Annotated in this window: 14 protein-coding genes; all 14 read left to right on the top strand. The window is 44.5% G+C overall.

The features are described 5' to 3' along the window. Positions 1–3 precede the first annotated feature (3 nt). Positions 4–501, top strand: coding sequence for a TlpA family protein disulfide reductase (locus A3CY_RS0110320; protein ID WP_155828261.1), 498 nt, complete (start codon positions 4–6; stop codon positions 499–501). A 386-nt stretch (positions 502–887) separates the two neighbouring features. Beyond that, a complete protein-coding gene (locus tag A3CY_RS0110315; RefSeq protein ID WP_155828260.1) occupies positions 888–1,442 on the top strand; it encodes a sigma-70 family RNA polymerase sigma factor in 555 nt (184 codons plus the stop codon). 96 nt (positions 1,443–1,538) lie between these two features. After that, positions 1,539–2,702: a FecR family protein gene (locus A3CY_RS20765; protein WP_051082719.1), complete on the top strand. Its 1,164-nt coding sequence runs from the start codon at positions 1,539–1,541 to the stop codon at positions 2,700–2,702. A 155-nt stretch (positions 2,703–2,857) separates the two neighbouring features. Next, the gene (locus A3CY_RS0110305; protein WP_155828259.1) at positions 2,858–6,403 is read left to right on the top strand and encodes a SusC/RagA family TonB-linked outer membrane protein; all 3,546 of its coding nucleotides are present in this window, start codon (positions 2,858–2,860) and stop codon (positions 6,401–6,403) included. Positions 6,404–6,415: 12 nt separating this feature from the next. Then, entirely contained in the window at positions 6,416–7,954 is a 1,539-nt protein-coding gene (locus A3CY_RS0110300; RefSeq protein WP_018337834.1) for a RagB/SusD family nutrient uptake outer membrane protein, read from the top strand. Between the two features lie 11 nt (positions 7,955–7,965). Then, on the top strand, positions 7,966–8,934 hold the full coding sequence (locus A3CY_RS0110295) for a hypothetical protein (protein ID WP_018337833.1): 969 nt from the start codon (positions 7,966–7,968) through the stop codon (positions 8,932–8,934). A gap of 1 nt (position 8,935) precedes the next feature. Next, positions 8,936–9,958 (top strand): peroxiredoxin family protein, encoded by a 1,023-nt coding sequence (locus tag A3CY_RS0110290; protein WP_018337832.1) that lies wholly within the window; start codon positions 8,936–8,938, stop codon positions 9,956–9,958. Between the two features lie 89 nt (positions 9,959–10,047). Beyond that, positions 10,048–11,769 (top strand): S8 family serine peptidase, encoded by a 1,722-nt coding sequence (locus tag A3CY_RS0110285; protein WP_026207535.1) that lies wholly within the window; start codon positions 10,048–10,050, stop codon positions 11,767–11,769. Positions 11,770–11,772: 3 nt separating this feature from the next. Then, entirely contained in the window at positions 11,773–12,900 is a 1,128-nt protein-coding gene (locus tag A3CY_RS0110280) for a retropepsin-like aspartic protease (protein ID WP_018337830.1), read from the top strand. A 14-nt stretch (positions 12,901–12,914) separates the two neighbouring features. Then, entirely contained in the window at positions 12,915–14,183 is a 1,269-nt protein-coding gene (locus A3CY_RS0110275) for a thioredoxin domain-containing protein (RefSeq protein ID WP_018337829.1), read from the top strand. Between the two features lie 246 nt (positions 14,184–14,429). Beyond that, complete coding sequence (locus A3CY_RS0110270) at positions 14,430–14,942, top strand: sigma-70 family RNA polymerase sigma factor (RefSeq protein ID WP_065219452.1); 513 nt, start codon at positions 14,430–14,432, stop codon at positions 14,940–14,942. Positions 14,943–15,080: 138 nt separating this feature from the next. Continuing rightward, positions 15,081–16,250, top strand: coding sequence for a FecR family protein (locus A3CY_RS0110265; RefSeq protein ID WP_018337827.1), 1,170 nt, complete (start codon positions 15,081–15,083; stop codon positions 16,248–16,250). Positions 16,251–16,415: 165 nt separating this feature from the next. Further along, the gene (locus tag A3CY_RS0110260) at positions 16,416–19,979 is read left to right on the top strand and encodes a SusC/RagA family TonB-linked outer membrane protein (RefSeq protein ID WP_155828258.1); all 3,564 of its coding nucleotides are present in this window, start codon (positions 16,416–16,418) and stop codon (positions 19,977–19,979) included. Positions 19,980–19,991: 12 nt separating this feature from the next. Beyond that, the gene (locus tag A3CY_RS0110255; protein ID WP_026207533.1) at positions 19,992–21,497 is read left to right on the top strand and encodes a RagB/SusD family nutrient uptake outer membrane protein; all 1,506 of its coding nucleotides are present in this window, start codon (positions 19,992–19,994) and stop codon (positions 21,495–21,497) included. Positions 21,498–21,519 lie beyond the last annotated feature (22 nt).

Below are 21,519 nucleotides of genomic sequence, written 5' to 3'. Positions count from 1 at the left end.
GTTATGAGAATGATTGTATGGTGCTTGTGCATCTTGTTTTCCCTTCACGTGTTCGCGGAAGGTGACGGTTTGGCTAAGGAAGGGGATCAGTCGCCCGACTTCAAGTATGAAGATAAGGACGGGAAAATCCATTCCTTGAAAGAGTTTAAAGGTAAATACGTTTTGATTGATTTCTGGGCGACGTATTGCGCTCCTTGCAAGGGGGATATGCCTTATATGGAGAAAATCCAGGAAAAGTTTAAAGAGAAGAAAATCGCTTTTGTCGGGATTTCGATTGACACGAGCAAAGATGTATGGATTCAGTTTTTGAAACAAAATCCATTGATGGGCACTCAGTTGATAATCAATTTAAAAGATATTTCTTTTATACATGCTTATCAAGTGACCACCATCCCCCGCTACGTGTTGTTGGATAAAGAGGGTAAGATTGTCAATATCAATATGCCCCGTCCCTCGAATCCGGAATTCGTGAAGATTTTGGAATCATTGAAAGGATTGTAGTGCTTGCGTAGGATTTTTATGTCACGTTATCATGTGGTGTTCAGTGGGAATATATGTACAAGTCAGTTATAAATCAATAATAAATTCCGTGTGAATTCCACATGACTTTCGTCATGAACTCTATATGAACTCTATATAAACCCTATATGAACTCTATTTATAATAGAGTTCATATAGGGTTTATATAGTTTATCTAAAATTTTATACACGGAAGTTATATGGGAGTTATACACTGGTGATAACAAATTCAGTCGTGATTTGAGTAGGAATACGGGTTCAATAGGTCTTATAAAACTCGGGAGGAAGTTTTTTTGACGTATAGCCCAAGGGGAAAAAAATGAGAATAGAGGAAGTTTGTAATTTTTTCCTTATAATTGCAAGGTAAAATGCAAAGAGTGAATTGGGAAACTCAGATATTGATTGATTTCCGGAAAGGAAAGTTGGATTTGTTGTATCGGGAGGTATATCCGGGGCTGATTCTCTATGCTGTGAAATATCTGGGTGGTGAGAGTGAATTCTTGGCGGAGGATTGCGTGCAGAATGCTATTTTTAATGCTTGGCAGCGACGGACGAAGTTCGATAACGTCTATACGTTTAAATCTTTTCTTTACACTTCAATTAAAAACGAGATTGTCAGTATCCACCGGAAAAATTCGGCAAAGGAGCGTTATGTGTCGCAATTGGAGAATGAGGCATTTTTTCAAAATTCGGTGATAGACCAGGAGGCGCAGACGATTTTGTATAACGCGATAGAAAAATTGCCGGAGAAAGCGAGAATCGTTTTCGAGATGAGTTTTATCGAGGGGTTGAAAAACGTGGAGATTGCCGAGAAGTTGGGATTGTCTGATAGTTCGGTCAAAAAATACAAGGCGAGTGCCCTTGATTTCTTGCGGGAAAAGTTGGATCCGAACCTATTTTCTTTTTTGTTTCTTTCCTTGTAATTAGCCGGTTATAATTATTTTGAAAAAAAGATGCCTTTTTTATTACCCCATTTTTGGAAGGTTGCGTTATAGGGGTAAATTTAAAGAATCGATATGATGCGTGATAATAGAATCGGATTCCGAATAGCGAAATTGTTGGCTCGCCAGCGAGCCGGGCAGATCACGGACGAGGAGGTGCGGGAGTTGGAAGCGTGGAAGGGGAAGTTGCCCGAGAATGAAGAACTGTTCCTTCGTTGGCAGAAAGGTGATTTCTTTTCGGGTGAATACGCTAAATACAAAGAGATAGATGTTTCCCGGGCAAAGGATATCATGCAAAAAAGAATCGACCGGGAACGCCGTGCCGGGTGGCGGTTAAGAGTGTTGCGTATTAGCGTGGCTGCCGCCGTCGTGTTATTGGCTGTCGGTAGTTTCTACTTCTTCAAGGGCGAAGGGGATGGGAAGCGTGATACTGTACCTTCTATTGCTTTGATTTCTGCGCAGCGCCCGACCTTGAAGTTGAATGACGGTTCGGTCGTGTTGCTAGATAGTGTTGCTGCCGGGTTTGAGGAAGAGGGGGTGACCGTGTCGAGGAGGGGAGGATCAACGTTGGCTTATCTGGCGGGGGATACTCTCGGCAGCGGGACGTTGGCTTATAACACGTTGAACGTGCCCAAGGGGGCGGAGTTCAATTTGGTGTTGGCGGACGGCACGCAAGTATGGTTGAACGCAGAGTCAAAATTGAAATACCCGGTGGTTTTCGGGAGCGAGGAACGAGTGGTAGAATTGGAAGGCGAGGGATTTTTCAAGGTATCGAAAGATGCGTCACGCCCGTTTCGGGTGAAAACAAAGAGCCAGGTGGTGGAAGTGCTGGGGACGGAGTTTAACGTGGATGCTTACCCCGACGAGGGATATGTTTACACGACACTGGTGGAGGGAAAGGTAAAAGTGGATGCCGAGGGGAAGAGCCTGGAACTGGTTCCTGGTATGCAATCCGTGGTTGGGGGACAGGAGATGTACTCCCGGAAAGTGAATACGGGGGATGTCGTGAGTTGGAAAAACGGGATGTTCGTGTTGGAGGATAAATCCTTGGAGGAGATTATGTCGAAATTGGCTCGTTGGTATGATTTCAACATCTTTTACCAGAATCAGGCGGTGAAGGAGATTACTTTCAAGGGAAAGATTCCCCGGTACGCCTCTTTCGAGTCTATTTTGGATATTCTGGAACGGACGGGCGAGGTGAAATTCAAGGTATCGGGACAAACGGTGACTGTATACCAGTGATATAAATAAAAAAGGGGAATTTGGTCGATTCCCCTGTTACAAAACATCTGTTGGTCGCAGATGCATGTTTAACTGTAATGCTTTACAAATGTATGAAAAAAAAGAGTACAACGTGTAGTCTTCCGGGTGGAAGATTGCGAAAAATTCTGTTAGTTATGACATTGAAGTTTTTCATTCTGTTATTGACGTTCGGAACGGCGAGTGCGGTGGGATACGCGCAGGAGCAGAAAATGAACGTGGCGTTTCATGATGAAATGCTGGAAAACGTGTTGGAATATCTCAAGAAGAACACGGATTACGAGTTCGTGTACCGGAAAGAGATTCTGGGGGATACAAAAGTGAAAAATCTAGAATTGAAGGACGTAACCTTGAGAGAAGTGCTGGATCTGGTATTACGCCGGAACGGTTTTGATTACGAGGTGGTCGATCAGGTGATCGTGATTCGTAAGCTCCCGACGGTTCAACAAAAGAAGGAGGTTAAGATTGCCGGACAGGTGACCGATGAGCAAAAACAACCCATGCCGGGCGTAACCGTCATGGTGAAAGGGTTGACGATCGGGACGGCAACAGACCGGAACGGGAAATACGTGTTGCGATTGCCGGAGGTGAAAGATCTGACATTGATATTCTCTTTCATCGGGATGGAATCGAAAGAGGTGAAATACACGGGACAGGACACGATCAACGTGGTGTTGAAGGAAGCCGTGAACGAGATGGACGAGGTGACCGTGGTAAGCACCGGGTATCAAAACGTGAACCGCAGGGATATGGTGGGTTCCTACACGACGGTGAAAGCGGAAGATATTATGATGCCTGCTTATGCCACGATCGACCAGATGTTACAGGGGCAGGTGCCGGGTATGATGGTATTGAGTTCCAGCGCCCGCGCGGGTACTACTCCTAAAATTCAGATACGCGGAACTTCTACATTATTGGGAAATCAAGATCCGATCTGGGTGGTAGACGGGATTATTCAGGATGACCCGATCTCCATTAATGCCAGTTCCAATATGGCGCAGGATATGCGGGAGATTATCGGTAATCAGGTGTCTTGGTTGAACCCGAATGATATTGAAACGATCACCGTGCTGAAAGATGCTTCTGCCACGGCGATATACGGCTCCCGGGCTTCCAATGGTGTGATTGTTATCACAACGAAGAAGGGGAAAATGGGACGTATGTCTATCAATTATGCCGGTAATTTCTCGATCGCCCCTCGTCCGAGATACAAGAATTTCAATTTGATGAATTCGCAGGAGCGTGTCCAGTTTAGCGAAGATGCTTTCGCGGCGGGATTGAGGTATGAATTTGAACCGGTAAAACAGATTACAACTTACGAGGGAGCCTTGAAGATGTTCCAGAACGGGGAAATCACATCGGATGAATTTATAAAGACACGTAATTACCTGGAAACGGTGAACACGGATTGGTTGGATTTATTAACCCGGACTTCTTTCGGGCACAGCCATAATGTGAGTGTCACCGGGGCATCGGAGAAGGTGAATTACGCTCTTTCCGTGGGTTACAATTCGAATGACGGACAGGAGAAGGGAAACAGTTCCGAGCGTCTGACCGCACGGGCAGCCGTTACTCTGAACTTGCATAATAATGTCCGTATGAACCTGACGATAAACGGAACAACCGGTACGAATAAAGGATTTAACGGTGTCAATCCCTTGAACTATGCTTTGACGACGAGCCGTTCTATCGCGGCTTTTGATGAGGATGGAAATTATTCCTATTACCGGAAAAGACTTGCTTATAAATATAATAAAGAAGTAGAGTCTATCGGTTATAACGTGCTGAATGAGCTGGAGAACACTGGTTCGGAGGTCAACACGGGTAATTTGAAATTGAGTTTCGATTTTCAATGGAAAATATTGAGTTGGCTGACTTACCAGTTTACCGGGGGATATTCGTACAACACGACGAATAGCCAGTCGTGGGCATTGGAGCGTTCTACTGCTATTGCAGAGGCATACCGGGGATATGATTACGGTTCGGTGGATGCCGAGAACCCGTGGTTTAGTGCGGCTCTTTTGCCGTTCGGGGGAACTTTGTTCAGTTCTGCCGCCACGGTGACTTCGTATAATGTCCAGAATAAATTGATGTTCTCTAAATCGTTTAACGAGGATCACCGTTTGAATGCCATGGTGGCGATAGAAGCCCGTTCTACCAATAACAAGAATGACCAAAACATGCGTTACGGGTATGTGCCCGACCGGGGTAATTTGGTTGTTCGTCCCACTTTACCGGAGGATTTTGTCCCCGTGGGAGGCGGTTCGGTGATGGATGGTTATGGGGTGTTTGAAGATTTATATAATGGTAGAAGTGCCTTAAGCGAGAAAACGGATAATTTCTTTTCTGTTTTTGCCACGTTAGCTTATTCGTTGAAAAACAGGTATGTTTTTAATTTCAACGTGCGTAATGATGCTTCCAACCGTTTCGGGCAAAACACGAATAAACGTTTTGATCCTACTTATTCTTTCGGGTTATCCTGGCGGATGACAGAGGAGGCGTTTATGCAGACTCAACGGGTGTTGACAAACGTGAATTTGAAAGCCACGTGGGGTATTCAGGGAAATGCCCTGACGAATCTCAGCCCGGAATTGATCCTGAACCAAAAGGGAGTATTGGGTATGTTTAACGAGTATTATTCGTCTATCAATTCTATTCCAAACCCGAACCTTTCCTGGGAGCGTACGCATTCGTGGAATTTCGGTTTGGATTTGCAATTTTTCGGCAAGGTGAATGCCAATATTGATTATTATATCCGCCGTTCCAATGCAATTATTTCCAGGGATATTCCTTATGAAAACGGGAAGCCTTCAATGTCTGTCAATGGTGGTGTTATTTATAACAAAGGTATCGAGTTCACGGTTTCGTTCACCCCGGTAAACACGAAAAATTTTGGTGTCAACATGAGTGTGAACTCTTCCAAGAACTGGAATTCCGGGGGAAAAGTGGATAAAGAAGTCGTGGATGTGGGCACATTTTTAAGTGGACGTAGTGACATGATTTTGAAAAAGGGATACCCGTTAGGAAGTATGTGGTCGTTTGATTTTGCCGGGTTGAATCCTGAAAATGGTCGTCCGACGTTCAATCGAATTATGTCGGAAGAGGAGTTTAATGGGGACAGGACAAGTTTCTTGAAATATTCGGGACAGAAAGATCCCTATTTCACGGGAGGATTGAATTTGAATATCCGTTACCGTTCTTTCACGTTAGGGACTTCGTTTTCTTTATTGTTGGGAGGTGTTACCCGATTGAGTTCTCCGTATCGCGATATGAAAGATGGGTACTATATGCCGAATGCAGAGAAAAATCTCAATAGGGATTTATTGAAGCGGTGGAAGGAACCGGGAGATGAGGTATTCACAAGTATCCCGGGATTCGTGATCGGGGGAAAGGACAGGATGATGACATTGCCTACAGGTGGTAGTTATAATCTTCTGCAAGCTTACGCGTATTCGGATGCATTAACTGTTCCGAGGTCATTCCTGCGTTGCCGGGGATTGAATTTGAGTTGGAGATTGAATAACGAGATGACGAAGAAGATCGGGTTAAATAATTTGACGGTAACGGCATCCGTGAATAACCTGTTTGTCATCGCTTCCAAACGATATAACGGATTCGATCCGGAAATGCAGGATCGGGTGATGCCGAAGACTTATTCTTTTGGAATTAATGTTGGTTTTTAAATGCTTTGATATATGAAAAAGATATTATTCAATATAATTTTAGCCGTGAGTTTATGCGGGTGTTCCAGTTTCCTGGAACCGGATTCTCCCAGCGAATACGTGCCGAAGACTGCTAATGCATTGAACGAAATGTTATTGGGGGACGCTTATCCATTAGCTAATTCCACTTGTTTATTTACTTTTCACAATGCTCTGGATGATGATATCGAGATGAGTGAAGATTGTATTTTGCAGACTTCTTCTTCGGGTATCGAGGGTTTACAGTACGTTTATTCGTGGGATCCCCAGATGTTTGATTTATATCCGGCGCAATCTAGTGTTAAGATATGGAGTACGTATTACCAGTATATCCTGGGAACGAATGCCGCGTTGGATTATCTGGATGACGTGAGTGGCTCTGCCGAGGATAAGGCTTACGTGGCAGCCCAAGCTCATGCGTTGCGTGCGTTCTTCTATTTTAACTTGGTAAATCTTTTCGGGGAACCGTACAATCATAATAAAGATGCCGACGGGGTGCCCTTGAAACTGGCGAGCGGTTTGTCAAGCAGTTTGGAGAAACGGGAATCAGTTGCCAAAGTGTACGAGCAGATTGTTAAAGATTTGAATGCGGCAGAAGAAAATTTCCTTACATTGCCGGCAACACAACAGAAAAAAGCGGGTTATCGTATAAACTTGCCTGCGGTGCAGTTGCTTCACGCTCGCGTGTGCCTGCACATGGAAGATATGGAGGGGGCTGCCAAATATGCAAAAAAGGTGATCGAAGACTGGGGATACGAGTTATATGATTTGAAGTCATTCGAGAAGAAGACTACGATTGTTGTGGGGGAGGATGCTTCTTATCCTAGCTATGTAACTTTAGATAATCCGGAAACCATTTGGGTGTACGGGAATGCAGCAGATTTTAGGGGAATCATTGGAATGCAAGACAAAATGGAAGATGGAATCACGTATGCCTATTTTGTTAATGCTTCCCGGGATTTAATTGCTTGTTATAAGGATGAGGATTTGCGGAAGACGTTGTATCTCGTGGAAGAGTTGCGAGGACCTTTAAGTGCTAAACCTTCAGAGCTTAAGCCTGCCGAGGGACATTATCTCCCGTGGAGCAAATGTGTCATGCAGTACAATAATGCGGTGAAATTCAATACGGAGTTCGGTATGTCATTGCGTTTGTCGGAAGCTTACCTGATTCTTGCCGAGGCTGTGTACGATACGGACGAAACGTTAGCTCTGAAAATGATTAATGATTTGCGCGAGAAACGATACGCGGAGAATGTGGATTACGAGGTTCACTATTCCGGTGAGGATTTGTTGAGTTTTATCCGGGAGGAACGCCGCCGGGAATTCTGTTTCGAGGGGCAACGTTGGTTTGATCTGCGCCGTTACGGGATGCCTCGTTTCGAGCATCGCTGGGTAGAGTTGGGGGTTAACTTGGGTAAGTACGTGATCGAGGAGGGGGATGCCGCATATACCTTGCCGATTCCTTCGGACGTGATGGAGCGCAATTCGGCATTGAACCAGAATAAATTAACAACAACGAAGACATTACAATAAAACGAGGAACGATGAAATACAAGAATATTTTTAGTTTGATATTTTTACTGGCGACGCTTGTTGCTTGTGACGATGAAAAAAAATTGTATCCCCGGAGTGAGGATGCTTCCAGTATCAGTCGTTTTGAATTTCCGCAAGGGAGTAATTCTTGGGATTCGGATTTGGAAGAAATGGCGAATACTTTTGGAACGATTCCAATATACACGGCTTTTGATACATTGGATTTGAATCAAGCTTGGTCTGGGACGTATACTATTAAATATTATGGGGAACCTTTGAGTGACGAGTATGCGATATTTTATACCGATTTTTTCAAGAATCATGTATTTGGTTTCTTAAAACCGGAATTGTGTAAAGGTGTGTTGCCTAATTATATCTATTTGGTCGATGATCTTCGTCAGGTGGTTGCTGGTGCTATTGGATATGCGCCTTTGCTCTGTTTTTGGGACGGGTTGGATTATTGGGCGTTTTCTTTCCGTGCGAAGGAGGAAAATTTGGCTTACTATGATTACGGGAGCATAATTATTAGACCGTATAAGCCTTACGATTTGCCGAAAACTCCATGGGAGTATAAGATGCGGCGTACCGTTATTCTGCAAAACATTTTGGCTAAAATGGTGGAGAAAGGCAAGATTGCGATTCCGGCAGATTTCCAGACGGGAGGGGCTTTTGATTATTCTAAAAAATTCAGCATCTCGGTGAATGCTGAGAATTATTACATGAAACTCGGTTATCCCGGGAGAATGCTTGCGGCGGCTTACGATTTCACACCTCTTCAGACAAATGTGACGATGGATGCTACAACCAATTTCGCGAGTTATTTGAAATTGGGTATGCGCTACACTCGTGATTCGGTATTGATCAAGTACCCGGAAGATAAATATCCGTTGATCATCCGGTACTATGATTTCACGGTGAAGTACATGAAAGATAAATATGATTGGGATATTACTCGAATGGCAGCTTTGAAAGAAGATTAATATGATGAAATTATTGGTATCTACTTTATTTATGTTGTTGACGTTAAGCGTTTCCGCACAGTTTTCCCTGAAGGGGAAACTGCGGACGCTGCGTCCGTTGACGATCAAGGTGACTGATCTGGCGGGAAAGACAGTTGTCGAGTGTCCGGTGAAAAGTGGAGAGGAATTTAAGACAAAAACCGTGCATATCAAGAAGGATTTGTATAACGTTCATTTCGGGGAATATTCCGAGATGATGATCCTCACGGATCGTCCTGTAATATTGAAAGGCTTTCTGAATGAAGACCGACCGGAAGAGAGTTCGATGGAGTTTGACGGGATTGATTTGTATATGCAATACATGGATATCATGACAAAATTTCGAGCTTCGGGTTCCAGACGAGCCGTGATTCAAGAAGCCGTGGAGAAGGATTTGGTGATAGATCCCGTGGTACGTGTCTCGTTAATGTACCAGAACAAGGGATTCTTTGAACTGGATTACGAGTCCTACAAACGGATATTGGATCTGATTCCTGAAAACGAGAGGGAAGCGCAAGTAGTGAAATATCTTGTGGATGAAGTAGCACGCCGTCAGAAGTTTGCTTTGGGGCAGCAGGCTTACAATTTTACTTTCGTGGATTTGGACGGGAAAGAAGTAAGTTTGAGTGATTTTAAAGGAAAATACGTGTTGTTGGACTTCTCTGCATCCTGGTGTGGGGGATGCCGGATGGAGGCGAAGAAGTTAGTGTCGGAGTATGGAGAATTGAAAGGGGATGATCTGGTGATTATCACGATATCAATGGATAATCGAGAAAAGGATTGGCGAAGAATGGTGGAAGAGGATAAGTTGCCTTGGGTGACTCTGTGGAATCCGGAAGGATTCACGAAAGGGAACAAGCAGAATGTCATTCAGGATGCTTATGGTTTTTACCAGATTCCTTTTATCGTTCTGATCGATAAAGAAGGGAAGATTATTGCCCGGGACTTGCGGGGTGATAAGGTGAAAGAGGCAATAGAAAAAGCGAGAAAGATGGATCAATTTTAGATTTTAAATTTTAGATTGAGGGATTAGGGAATTTTCAATTTTCAATTGAAACAGGGTTTTGTATTGTGTAAAAATAATAAACTGTAATGATGAAAAAGTATTCTATGATTTTGATGATGAGTGTATTAGTCGCTATTGGCAGTGCGGCAAAGGCTCAACTGGTGAAACAAAAGGCGAAAGTGGAAGAGCAGAAACAGTCGGATCGGGACTGGTACAACTGTTCTTTTGAAAAAGACGGTGTGTATGGGGCTTGCGTGAACGAGGCATACGAGTTTTTGAAAGGAAAAAAAGCGAAGACGAGACCGATCGTGGCACTTATCGGTACGGGTGTTGACACGGAACACGAAGCTATGAAGGCAAATATCTGGAAAAACCCGAAGGAGAAAACCGACGGGAAGGATAATGATAAAAATGGGTACACGGACGATGTGAACGGCTGGAACTTCATCGGGGGGAAGGATGGGCAGGTGATGCCGTTCGTGAACCGGGAGGGGGAACGCGAGTTCTTCCGCTTGAAAGATAAATACGGGGATATCCTGAAAGACGGGGATAAATATTATACCATTATTAACGGGGAGAGAAAAGAATGTGCCGCTCCCGAAAACATGGAGGAATTTCGTTACTATAATTCCGTGGTTCGGGGTGAGTCCCGTTTATTGCAGGCTTATAGTGCCGTGAATTCAGGATATAATTCTCAATATTACATGGGGGTGTTCGACCGAGAGGTACAGGCGGCTTTCCCGGATAAGACCGAATTCACGGTTGGAGATGTAGTAGAGGCGTGTTCACCTAAAACGGCTCAGGATTCTACAAGCCGGGGAATATTGATAGCTGCCTTACAAATGAGGGCTAGTATGGTGAAAAACAATGCTTGGGAATCTAACCGGGATGCTTTTCTAAAGGAAAGTTATATTGCGGATTTGAAAAAGAAATACGACCGGGCTGTTCAGCAATATGGTAATGACGGGCGTCGGGCGATCGTGGGGGATAATTATTTGGATATAAACGACAGTAAATACGGGAATAACGTGTTGTTGACGGCGGATGCCGCTATCGGGACGATGATCGCAGGTGTGATTGCCGGACAACGGGGTGTGGAAGGACGGAATAATCCGATCGCAGACGAGGCGGAAATCATGACCTTAGTGGTAGAAGCCGGGGCGGGAGAGCCTTATTTGAAAGATATGGCTTTGGCGATTCGTTATGCCGTGAATCACGGGGCTTCTGTCGTGGTGTTGCCGCAACAGAACTCGTTTTACCCGGAGATGCAGAAGAAATGGATGAGCGAGGCGATTCGCTATGCCGAACAGAAAGGGGCATTGGTTATTGTTCCCGTGCACGATATGTCCCGTGACTTAAGTGAGGATACGTTTTTCCCGAATCGCTGGATGGATGGCGGAAAAGAATTTACCAACTTAATGACGGTGGGAATGTCCGACAAAGACGGGTTACCTTCCGAGAATTCAAATTTCGGGGCGAAAGAACTGGATATTTACGCTCCGGGGGTAAAGATGTTGTCTACTTGCACGGGGGATACTTATCAATACGGGAATGGCGTGCCGATGGCTTCAGCCACGGTAGCGGGTGTTGCCGCTTTGATTAAAACGTATTACCCGAAATTGACGGGCAGCCAGATTCGTGATATATTGTTGCAAACAGTGACTTCCCGGAAAGGCGTGGAACTGGAAAAGAATGTTACCAGAGGCGGGAAGAAAGCTGTCGACCTGTATCTTTTTGAACAATTGTGCCTTTCCGGTGGTATTGTGAATGCTTTGGAAGCCGTGAAAGCTGCCGATAAATTGAGTAAATAAACCATGAGGTATAAGATAATCATTTTGTGTTTGCTTTGCGTGATCGCTTTCCCGGCGATCGCGCAGCAATACAAGGCAGAATTGCCTTACCGGATGATCGGGGGTAAGATGGTCGTGGAGATGAAACTGAACGGAACGCTTCGTTCATTTATTTTCGACACGGGGGCATCCCGAACAACCTTGAAGGGTGAGTTTTGCCGGGAGTTCGGGTTGGCGGTAACGGATTCGTTAGAGGTGACAGACGCGAACGGGCGCAAGTCATTTTATCCGCTCGTGCGGGTGGATAGTATCGAGACTCCCGATAATGTGTTCCGCTTCAAGAGCGTGGCGGCAATGAAAATGCCGGAACCGTCGCCTTTGGCTTGTTTCCCTGTTGATGGGTTGATCGGGAGCGATTTGTTCGCCCAATTGATTTTGGTTATCGACGGGGAGAAAAAGACCGTGACAATCTCTACGGCGGAGAAAGAATCGACCGTGTCGCTTCGGAAAATGACTCGTTTCGTGCAAGCGAAAATGCCGATTATTTCGGTTCAGGCGGGAAGCGGGCATAACATTGTTTGCTTGTTTGACACGGGGTGCCCGAGATTCCTTTCATTGAAGGAATCCGATTTCGAGGCTTTGTCGTCCGGTTCCGCTTATGAATTTTTGTCCGAGGGATGTAGCGTGGGAGCCATCAGCGTGGGGGGAGTGTCTGCGGAGAGAGTTTCCCGGCGGGTAAACTTTCCCTTGTTGTCCGTGGCAGGCTCTAAATTCAGGAACGTGGTAGCCGAAACGGCTACACCGCCTTACACGTTGTTGGGCGTAAAATTGTTGGATTATGGCAGGGTGACGATAGATTATCCCCGGGCTCGCTTTTATTTCGAGCCATACAAGCCGGAGAGTGATCTCGCGGAGAAGCCCCATGACGTGAGGTTGCAGGTGAAGGACGGCGATCTGGTGGTTGCGGCAGTATGGGGTGCGATGAAGGACGTGGGGGAGATGGGTGACAAGGTGCTTAAGATTAACGGGAAGCCTATCGGGAAATACGATTTTTGCGAGAGTATCATCAACGGAATCCCGGAATTGAAGGCGAAGAAGAAAACAAAATTGACGGTTCTAACCCGGAAGGGCGAGAAGGTGATTGTTTATTGAAATCAGAACAAAAGATGAAAAGTAAATTATTTGTATGGCTTTTTGTAGCGCTGCTGCCCTTGATGTCATGGGCGCAGACGAAGAATAATGTTTCCGAGGTGAGAGATTACCGGGTAGTAGACGGGAAAATCATTATAACGTGTGTCGTGAACGGCGTGGATGCCGATTTCGTGTTAGATCTGGCGGGACAGACGGCTATTTTGCCGGAGTACGTGGAGAAGTTGAATGTTGACCCGGATAGCAAAGGAAAACTTCCGTACGATACATTCCAATTCAAAAAAATACCGACGTCTAAAGTGGTGTCGATTAATTCGGTTTCTTTCGGGAATAGCGCTTTCGCTAACGAACTTGGAGCTTTTGTGCTGGAAGATGAGCCTTATCTGCGGGAATTGGGTGTTGCCGGTATCATGGGGGGAGCTCTTTTCCGGGGTGTCGTTTTAACCATCGATTCCCGCAGGAAAAAGATTACGATGTCACTGCCTTATCGTCCAGCTTACATGAAATTGGATCATCGTGCGAATGCCAAGTTATTGCAAGGAGTCGGGATGGAATGCCCGGTAATAATAGACGGCATGGCTTTTTCTTGTATACTGGATACCTGGACCCCGGGATTGGTGGAATTGAACGAGGCTGATTTTACCCGTTGGAAAGGAGAGCCCGGGAATGCGGTATCGGTGTATAACGGGTATGGCAATACTCCGGTGTCCAGCCAGACAAAGGTGGCGTCACAATGTGATTTTGTACGGGAATCTTTTCAAGGAACGGTGATTCCCGTGAATGGTTCTCTCGTGCGTTCCGTGGTAGGAGCCGGTATATTGGAATACGGGATTCTTTCGTTGGATTTTTCTCGACAAACAATTTATTTCCAGCCTTTTGACTTGGTGGAAGTGAAGGATGAGGTAGCGGAGAAAAAAATCGTGATAGAACCCGGGAAATTAAACGAGATCACGGGAATCTATTTCCGGGAGAATATCCATGATTATAAGAACGGGACCGAGTTCACGTACAAGGGTGACAAGCCGGTTGTGATTGATTTTTGGGCTTCGTGGTGTGGTCCTTGCATGAGATTGTTGCCCGTGATGGAGCAATTGGCGGAAAAATACAAGGATCAGGTGATATTCCTGAAGGTAAATGCTGATAAGGAAAAAGAATTGTGCAATAAATTCAAAATAAATGCGTTGCCTACCTTGTTCTTTTTACCCGTGAATGGCAAGCCTATTATCGAAATCGGGGCAGAGCCTGCAAAGTACGAGAAGATTATACAAGAGCAATTGTTGAAATAAGCACTCGTGACAGCTTAGAATCTATATTGAGAAGTAAGCGCTTCACTTCTTTTGGAATGCTTAAAAGTCCCTGAACGGATTTTTAAGCATTCCTTTTTTGGTGGTATGATAATTTCTCCTAATTTTGTAAATATGGATTTGAGATGAGAGAGTTGTTAATTATTAGAAATAAAGCGAGTGGATAATTCCGGGAAAAATAAGGATCAGGAAATATGTATCGTGTTGTGTTCCAAAAGCCAGAAGGGGATGGATATGCTATTTGATGTATACTATAAGCCTTTGGTTGTTTGGGCTGATACCTTTTTACGGGATTTGAATTTGGCGGAGGACGTGGTGCAGGATTTATTCGTTTCTATTTGGAAAGATAAGGTTTACCTGAAATTCAAGCCGGAGACGTTGGCTTCTTTTCTTTACGTGTCTGTGCGTAACCGTTGTTTCAAGCGGATAGAAAAACGGGATGTTTTTCGGAATGCTTTGGAGTTGGATCACGTGAATTTGGCTTTCGAGGAGTATAATGAACGGCATGATCAGATCGTGTCGAGAGTGTTGGAAGAAATGGCATTATTGCCGGAGCGGAGCCGGGAAATAATGAATTGCGTTTTTCTGGAAGGCTTGAAATATCGCGAAGTGGCGGAGCGGTACGGGATCTCCGTTTCCACTGTGAAAACGTTGCTGGGTAACTCCGTGAAGAAGCTAAGAGAGCGGTTGGATAAAGAGCTGTTCTCGGGCTTTTTGTTTTTCTATTGTCGTCGGGAATAGTGTTATTGATAGGGTAGAAATACCCGCTTGCAAAAGTAAGGCTTTGGTGTGGCGATAAAAAATAATTTGAAAAAAAATTGTAAATCCATTAGACCTTTTTGAAGTTTTCCGGTATTATGCATGAAAACAAGTTGAACTATGGAAAAAGATTTAATGGGTCAGGAAAAGGAAACACTACTGCTGGATTATTTCAACGGGGAGTTGGATGACGTGCAGGGTGCTGCTGTCGAGCGGTGGCTGGATGCTGATCCCGCGAACAGGGAGGAGTTCGAGCGTTTGGTGAAGGACTGCTTGCACATCCGATGGGCACGGAAGGAGCAATTGGTGGATGCGATGACAGGGAAGAAGTTGGTGTCACGTCGAATAAGCAGGATAAAAGTGCGTCGGGTGTGGTATGGTGTGGCGGCTTCGATAGCCATCCTTGTGGCGATAGGCGGGATGTATTTGGTCAATAAACCTTTGCCCGAAAAAAAGTCGATCGCCCGCAATGAGGTGATCCGTCATGGATTCCCGCAAGCGAGGCTCGTGCTTTCTTCCGGTAAAGTTATTGATTTGACGGACAATGAAGACTCGATCTTGGAACAGGATGGTTCCGTCGTGAAGATGAAAGATGGTAAGGGAATCGAGTACAATACGGAACAAGCGGGAGTAGCAAATCAAGTGATATATAACAAGATTATCGTGCCAAGAGGGGGAGAGTTTTTCGTGACGTTGGCAGACGGCACGGAAGTGTGGTTGAATGCTGATTCGGAGTTAGAGTACCCGGTGAAGTTTACTTCCGACAAGCGGGAAGTACGCTTGAAGGGGGAGGCTTATTTTAGCGTGAAGAAAGACACGGAAAAGCCTTTTCTGGTACGTTCCGGGGAGTATCAGCTGAAAGTGTACGGCACGGAGTTTAACTTGAATACTTACAAGAACAACGAGATTCAGGCGGTACTGGTGAAAGGTTCGGTCGGTTTTAAGGCGAATCGTACCGCGGAGGAAGTGCGGTTGAAACCGAGTCAACTGGGAGTGGCGAATGAGGTGACCGGGAAAACGGAAGTGAATAATGTTGACGTGTATCCTTATATCGCCTGGAAGAATCAGGATGTGGTGTTCGTGAACGAGCGGTTGGAGTCGATCATGGAAAAGGCAGCACGTTGGTATGACGTGAACGTGTTCTTCCAGAATGAATCGCTCAAGGACTTGCGCTTCTTCGGGAATATGCAGCGGTATGCCGATATTCAGGAGTTGTTGTTCTTCCTGGAGAATACCTCGGATGTACGTTTCAGCGTGAAAGATAGAACTGTAGTAGTTAGTGGTAAATAAAAAACGGAGAGTTGTGGCGACTCTCCGGATTGTAGTAATCCGATAACAACATCTTGGGGGATGCGGTTATCATGTTTAACACAAAAATTCTTATACAAAAGTATGAAAAAAAAGAGAATGTCGTGCCTCTTTTTGGGTCGAGTGCGCGAAAAAATTTGGAAAATTATGAAATTAACTGTCTTTTTGATCGTGTTTTTCGTGTTCTCTGCTGTTGCGGAAGGCTTGGGGCAGGAACAGAATGTGACGTTAAAATTAACAAAAGTTAGCTTGTACGAGTTGTTCGATGCTATTCATAAGCAGACGGGGTTGCGTTTCTTGTACAATGCGGAACAGATGCAAGAGATTTCCACGGTCGACGTGGATGTCGAGAATAAGAAAGTGAAAGAGGTCTTGGCGGATGTACTTGCTGGTTCTTCTCTTACTTTCAAGTATGACAAGGATGTGGTGATGCTAGTGAAAAGAACTGCGGTAGCCCAACAGAAAAGCGTGAAGATCTTCGGTTTGGTGACCGACGAGAAGAAAGCCCCGCTACCGGGAGTTACAGTGATGGTGAAGGGCTTGACGGTAGGCACCGCCACGGATAAGGACGGGAAGTATCGTCTTCAGATCCCTAATCTGGAACAATTCTCTTTGGTCTTCTCTTTTGTCGGGATGGAAACCGTAGAGGTGAAGTATCAGGGGAAAGACACCATCAACGTGGTGATGAAGGAGGAGTTGAACACGATGGAAGAAGTTGTGGTTACCGGTTATCAAAATATCAATCGCCGGGATATGGTAGGGTCTTATAATACCATGAAGGGAGATGATATTATGATGCCGAATTATAATTCTCTGGATCAAATGTTGCAGGGACGTATGGCAGGAATGATCGTGATGAACACGAGCAGCCGCGTGGGAACGAGTCCCAAAATTCAGATTCGAGGCGCCTCTACTCTGTTGGGGAATACCGATCCCTTGTGGGTGGTAGATGGTATTATTCAGTCAGATCCGATCACGTTGAATGCGACGGCTGTGATGACGCAGGATTTGTCCACGATTATCGGGAACCAGATTGCTTGGTTGAATCCGCAGGATGTTGAAACGATCACGGTGTTGAAAGATGCGTCTGCCACGGCGATTTATGGGTCGAAGGCTTCCAATGGGGTGATTGTAATTACCACGAAACGGGGAAAAGTTGATCGGATGACCGTAAATTACACGGGAAATTTTTCGTTTACAACACGCCCCACGTATGATCGTTTCAATTTGATGAATTCCCAGGAACGGGTGGCGTTTACTGACGAAACGATAGAGGAAGGTTCTTATTATACGTATAGGCCTATAAAACAGATGAATGTTTACGAGGGACTATACCGGATGTTTCTCGAGAGAGATATTACGGAAGCGGATTTTCTGAAGCGTAAAAAGGAGCTGGAAAGCGTGAATACGAATTGGTTGAAATTGCTTACCCGGAATGCTTTCAGCCATAAACATAGTGTCAGTGTTTCTGGAGGGTCTGAAAAGTTTACTTATAATGCGTCTATTGGGTATTCGAAAGAGAACGGTCAGGAGATTGGTAATGACAAAGAAATGTATACCGGGAGAATTGCTTTCAATACGAAATTACGGAAAAATATTACTTTGGATGTTACCGCAAACGGAACGTCGATGATCACGAACGGTTTTGGTCCTGGCGTAAATCCCATGGATTATGCTCTTTCCACTAGCCGTGCAATTCCGGCTTATGACGGGCGTGGGGATCTTTTGTTTTACCAAAACCGGACAACTTACACTTATAACGGAAACGTGGAATCGCTAGGATATAATATTATTAACGAACGAGATAACAGTGGCTCTGAAGTACGTAATTTTACGATAGCTTCGTCTGTTGATTTCAAGTGGGAGATTATTAGTGGTCTGACTTACCAGTTTACCGGTGGATATAGCCGCTATACCAAGAGTAATGAAGTTGAGGCGTTGGAGCGTACATATTATATCGCTAAAAATTATAGAGGATATGATTATGGAAGTAAAAGTACGGGGGATCCGGAATTTAAAGCTGCCATGCTGCCTTATGGCGGTTCTTTGTACACGAACGAGATCACGCAAGCTTCTTATAACGTGCAGAATAAATTATTATACACGAAGACGTTTAATACGGATCATCGCATAAATGTGATGTTGGGGATGGAAGTGCGTTCTAATCGTAATATGACAATTGAGAATATGGTATGGGGATATATGCCTGAACGAGGCTATAAATTGGCTCGTCCCACGGATGCGGATAAATTGGTGCCGATTAATGCTCCTTATTCTACCCCGAAGCCATTGGGACCATTGGAAGATATATATAATACACTTCGTCCTTCTTGGGGTAAGAGTGACCAAACGGATAATTATTTTTCGTGGTTTGGGACGTTGGCTTATTCTTACAAAAACCGCTACGTGTTGAATGCCAATATTCGTAATGACATATCAAACCGATTTGGTCAAGATGTAAAGAAACGTTTGGACCCAACTTATTCATTCGGTTTGTTATGGCGGGTTACCGAGGAGTCTTTTATGGAGTCAACGAGCAATTGGATCAATAATTTGGCTTTTCGTGTGACTTACGGTATTCAAGGGAACGCTCTTTCGAATAAATCCATGGATTTGATTTTAAAGATGGAGGGTGTCGATGCCGTTTATAACCAATATTATTCGTCTATTAACGACATTCCTAATCCCCATCTGTCCTGGGAACGTACGACCTCGTGGAATCTTGGCGTTGATCTGGAACTTTTCAAGATTTTTAATGTAACCGCAGAGTATTATACTCGTTCGTCAAATGCTATCGTGAGTCAGGATGTGGCTTATGAATACGGGAAAACTTCATTAGATCTCAATGGGGGAATGATTGATAATAAGGGGATGGAGTTTACTGTTGCTTTTACTCCTGTCCGGACAAAAGATTTTGCTATAAGTGTCAGTTTGAATTCATCTAAAAATTGGAATAAGGCAAAGTCAACGGTGAAAAATCCCAAATCAACAGAGCTGGTTACCGCATTTACCGATAGGTTACAAAAGGAAGGGTATCCCGTGGAAAGTTTTTGGTCGTTCTCGTTTAAGGGGTTAAGCCCGGAGGATGGTCGCCCGCTATTTAATTATTTTGATGTACCAGAGGAGGAACGGGATGCTAATATGGACCCGACAAAATTTATGGTTTGGTCGGGACAGAAAGATCCTTACTTCACGGGAGGTTTGAATCTCGGAATACGTTATAAAGGGTTTACATTGAATACGGATTTTGCTCTTTTGCTGGGAGGCAAAAAGCGTCTTCCGAGCCCGTATAGTTCTTTTATGTCCGGAAAAGTACCTGACTCTTACCAAAATCTTAGCCGGGATTTATTGAAACGTTGGAAGCGGCCGGGAGATGAATTGAAAACTAATATTCCGGCATTGACTCGCGGAATTTCAGATCCGAGAATAACAGCTCCGGATAATTATTCGACAAACTGGTATTGGTTTTGGGCAAATTCGGATGTTTTGGTCGTGGATGCTTCTTTCCTGCGGTGTCGTGGAATTAACCTGACTTGGAATATGCCATTGGATTTGTGCAAACAGGTGGGAATCAAAACACTTGCCTTGAGTGCCACGGTGAATAACGTGTTCGTGATCGCCAGTAAGCGTTTTGACGGTTTTGATCCGGAATTGTCGACACAAAGCGTGATTCCACAGACCTATTCTTTGGGTATCAATATAGGATTTTAAATGTATGAACAGATGAAAAAGAATTTATTATTAATAACTGTTATTCTTGGATTGATGGGCTGTGATAGCTTTTTGGAGCCCAAATCCGATACCTTGTATATTCCAAAAGATGTTACTTCTTTGGATGAGATGTTACTGGGAAGCGCTTATCCCCGCCCGACCTCAACTTCGGTGGTAATAAGTGCTGGACTTCAGTTGTTGGATGATGATGTCACTTGTACGTCGGCATCTGGTGAAGTTTCGAGTTATAATGAGCCAAAAGTGAATAGCGTGAGGTATATTTATTCGTGGCAACCGAATATGTTTGAAGAGGCGGCGAAGGTTAGCATGATGTATAGAGGTATGTGGGAGTCCCAGTATAAATTGATTTTGGGGGCAAATGGGGCATTGGACTACGTGGATGGTGTCGATGGCACGTACAACGAGAAAACGCTGGTGAAGGCACAAGCATACGCATTGAGGGGGTTCTATTTTTTCAATTTGGTGAATATCTTTGGTGAACCTTATAATCATAACCCAAAAGCACTTGGAATCCCGTTGAAATTGAACAGTGGGGTGGAACAAGAAGATATTGCCCGCAACACGGTCGAAGAGGTTTATAAGCAGGTGCTGGAAGATTTAGGAGATGCGGAAGAGCTTTATCTCTCTTTGCCGAAAGATATGCAGCATAAAGCAGATTTACGTACGAGTTTGCCGATGGTACAATTGCTGAAATCAAGAGTGTATCTTTACATGGAAAATTGGAAGGAAGCCGCCCAATATGCCAAAAAGGTAATTGATGATTGGGATTTTGCTTTAATTGACCTTAATACCTTGGAATTGTCGACCGGAACTAGAACTTATTACCCGTTTATAACTAGGGAATCATCCGATGTGATATGGTTATTTGGTCAAGGTGGGGATATTACGAATTACTATTCATTAGAAACAGTTGGAGCGGGGTACACTTATCGAAAGATTTTTAACGCTTCGGCGGAGTTGACCGATGGTTTCAAGGAGGGTGATTTGAGAAAAGAATGGTATATTTTTAGAGAATCGTATAGATTCCCGGACGTGTTTTTAGCTCACGGTAAAATTAAAACCTCTTCTTCGACAGGAATCCTACTAGAAAATAATGCATTCACGCAAGCGTTTCGTTTGGCAGAAGCTTATTTGAATTTGGCGGAAGCGGCAGCAATGGATGGAGATGAAACAACAGCATTGAAGGCGTTGAACGATTTGCGGGAGAAACGTTTTACTCCCGGTGCTCCGGATGTAGAAGTGTCAGGTTTAACAGGAAGTGCGCTGGTTGACAAAATCAGGCAGGAACGCCGATTGGAATTGTGTTTCGAGTTTCATCGTTGGTTTGATTTGCGTCGTTATGGAATGCCATCTATCAAGCACGTGTGGAATGATGGAAAAGGACCGGTTGAGTACGTGTTACAGGAAAAGGATCCCGGTTATACATTGCCTATACCTGAAGTAGTGATGAATCAAAACAGGGCTTTGATACAAAATAAGTTGGCAAGCCCGAGATAATGTCTGATGTAAAAAATGGAAT

The sequence above is a fragment of the Butyricimonas synergistica DSM 23225 genome (assembly GCF_000379665.1).
Classification (GTDB): domain Bacteria; phylum Bacteroidota; class Bacteroidia; order Bacteroidales; family Marinifilaceae; genus Butyricimonas; species Butyricimonas synergistica.
Note: the sequence above shows the minus strand (reverse complement) of the source record. Positions and strands in the feature narration are given on the sequence as shown.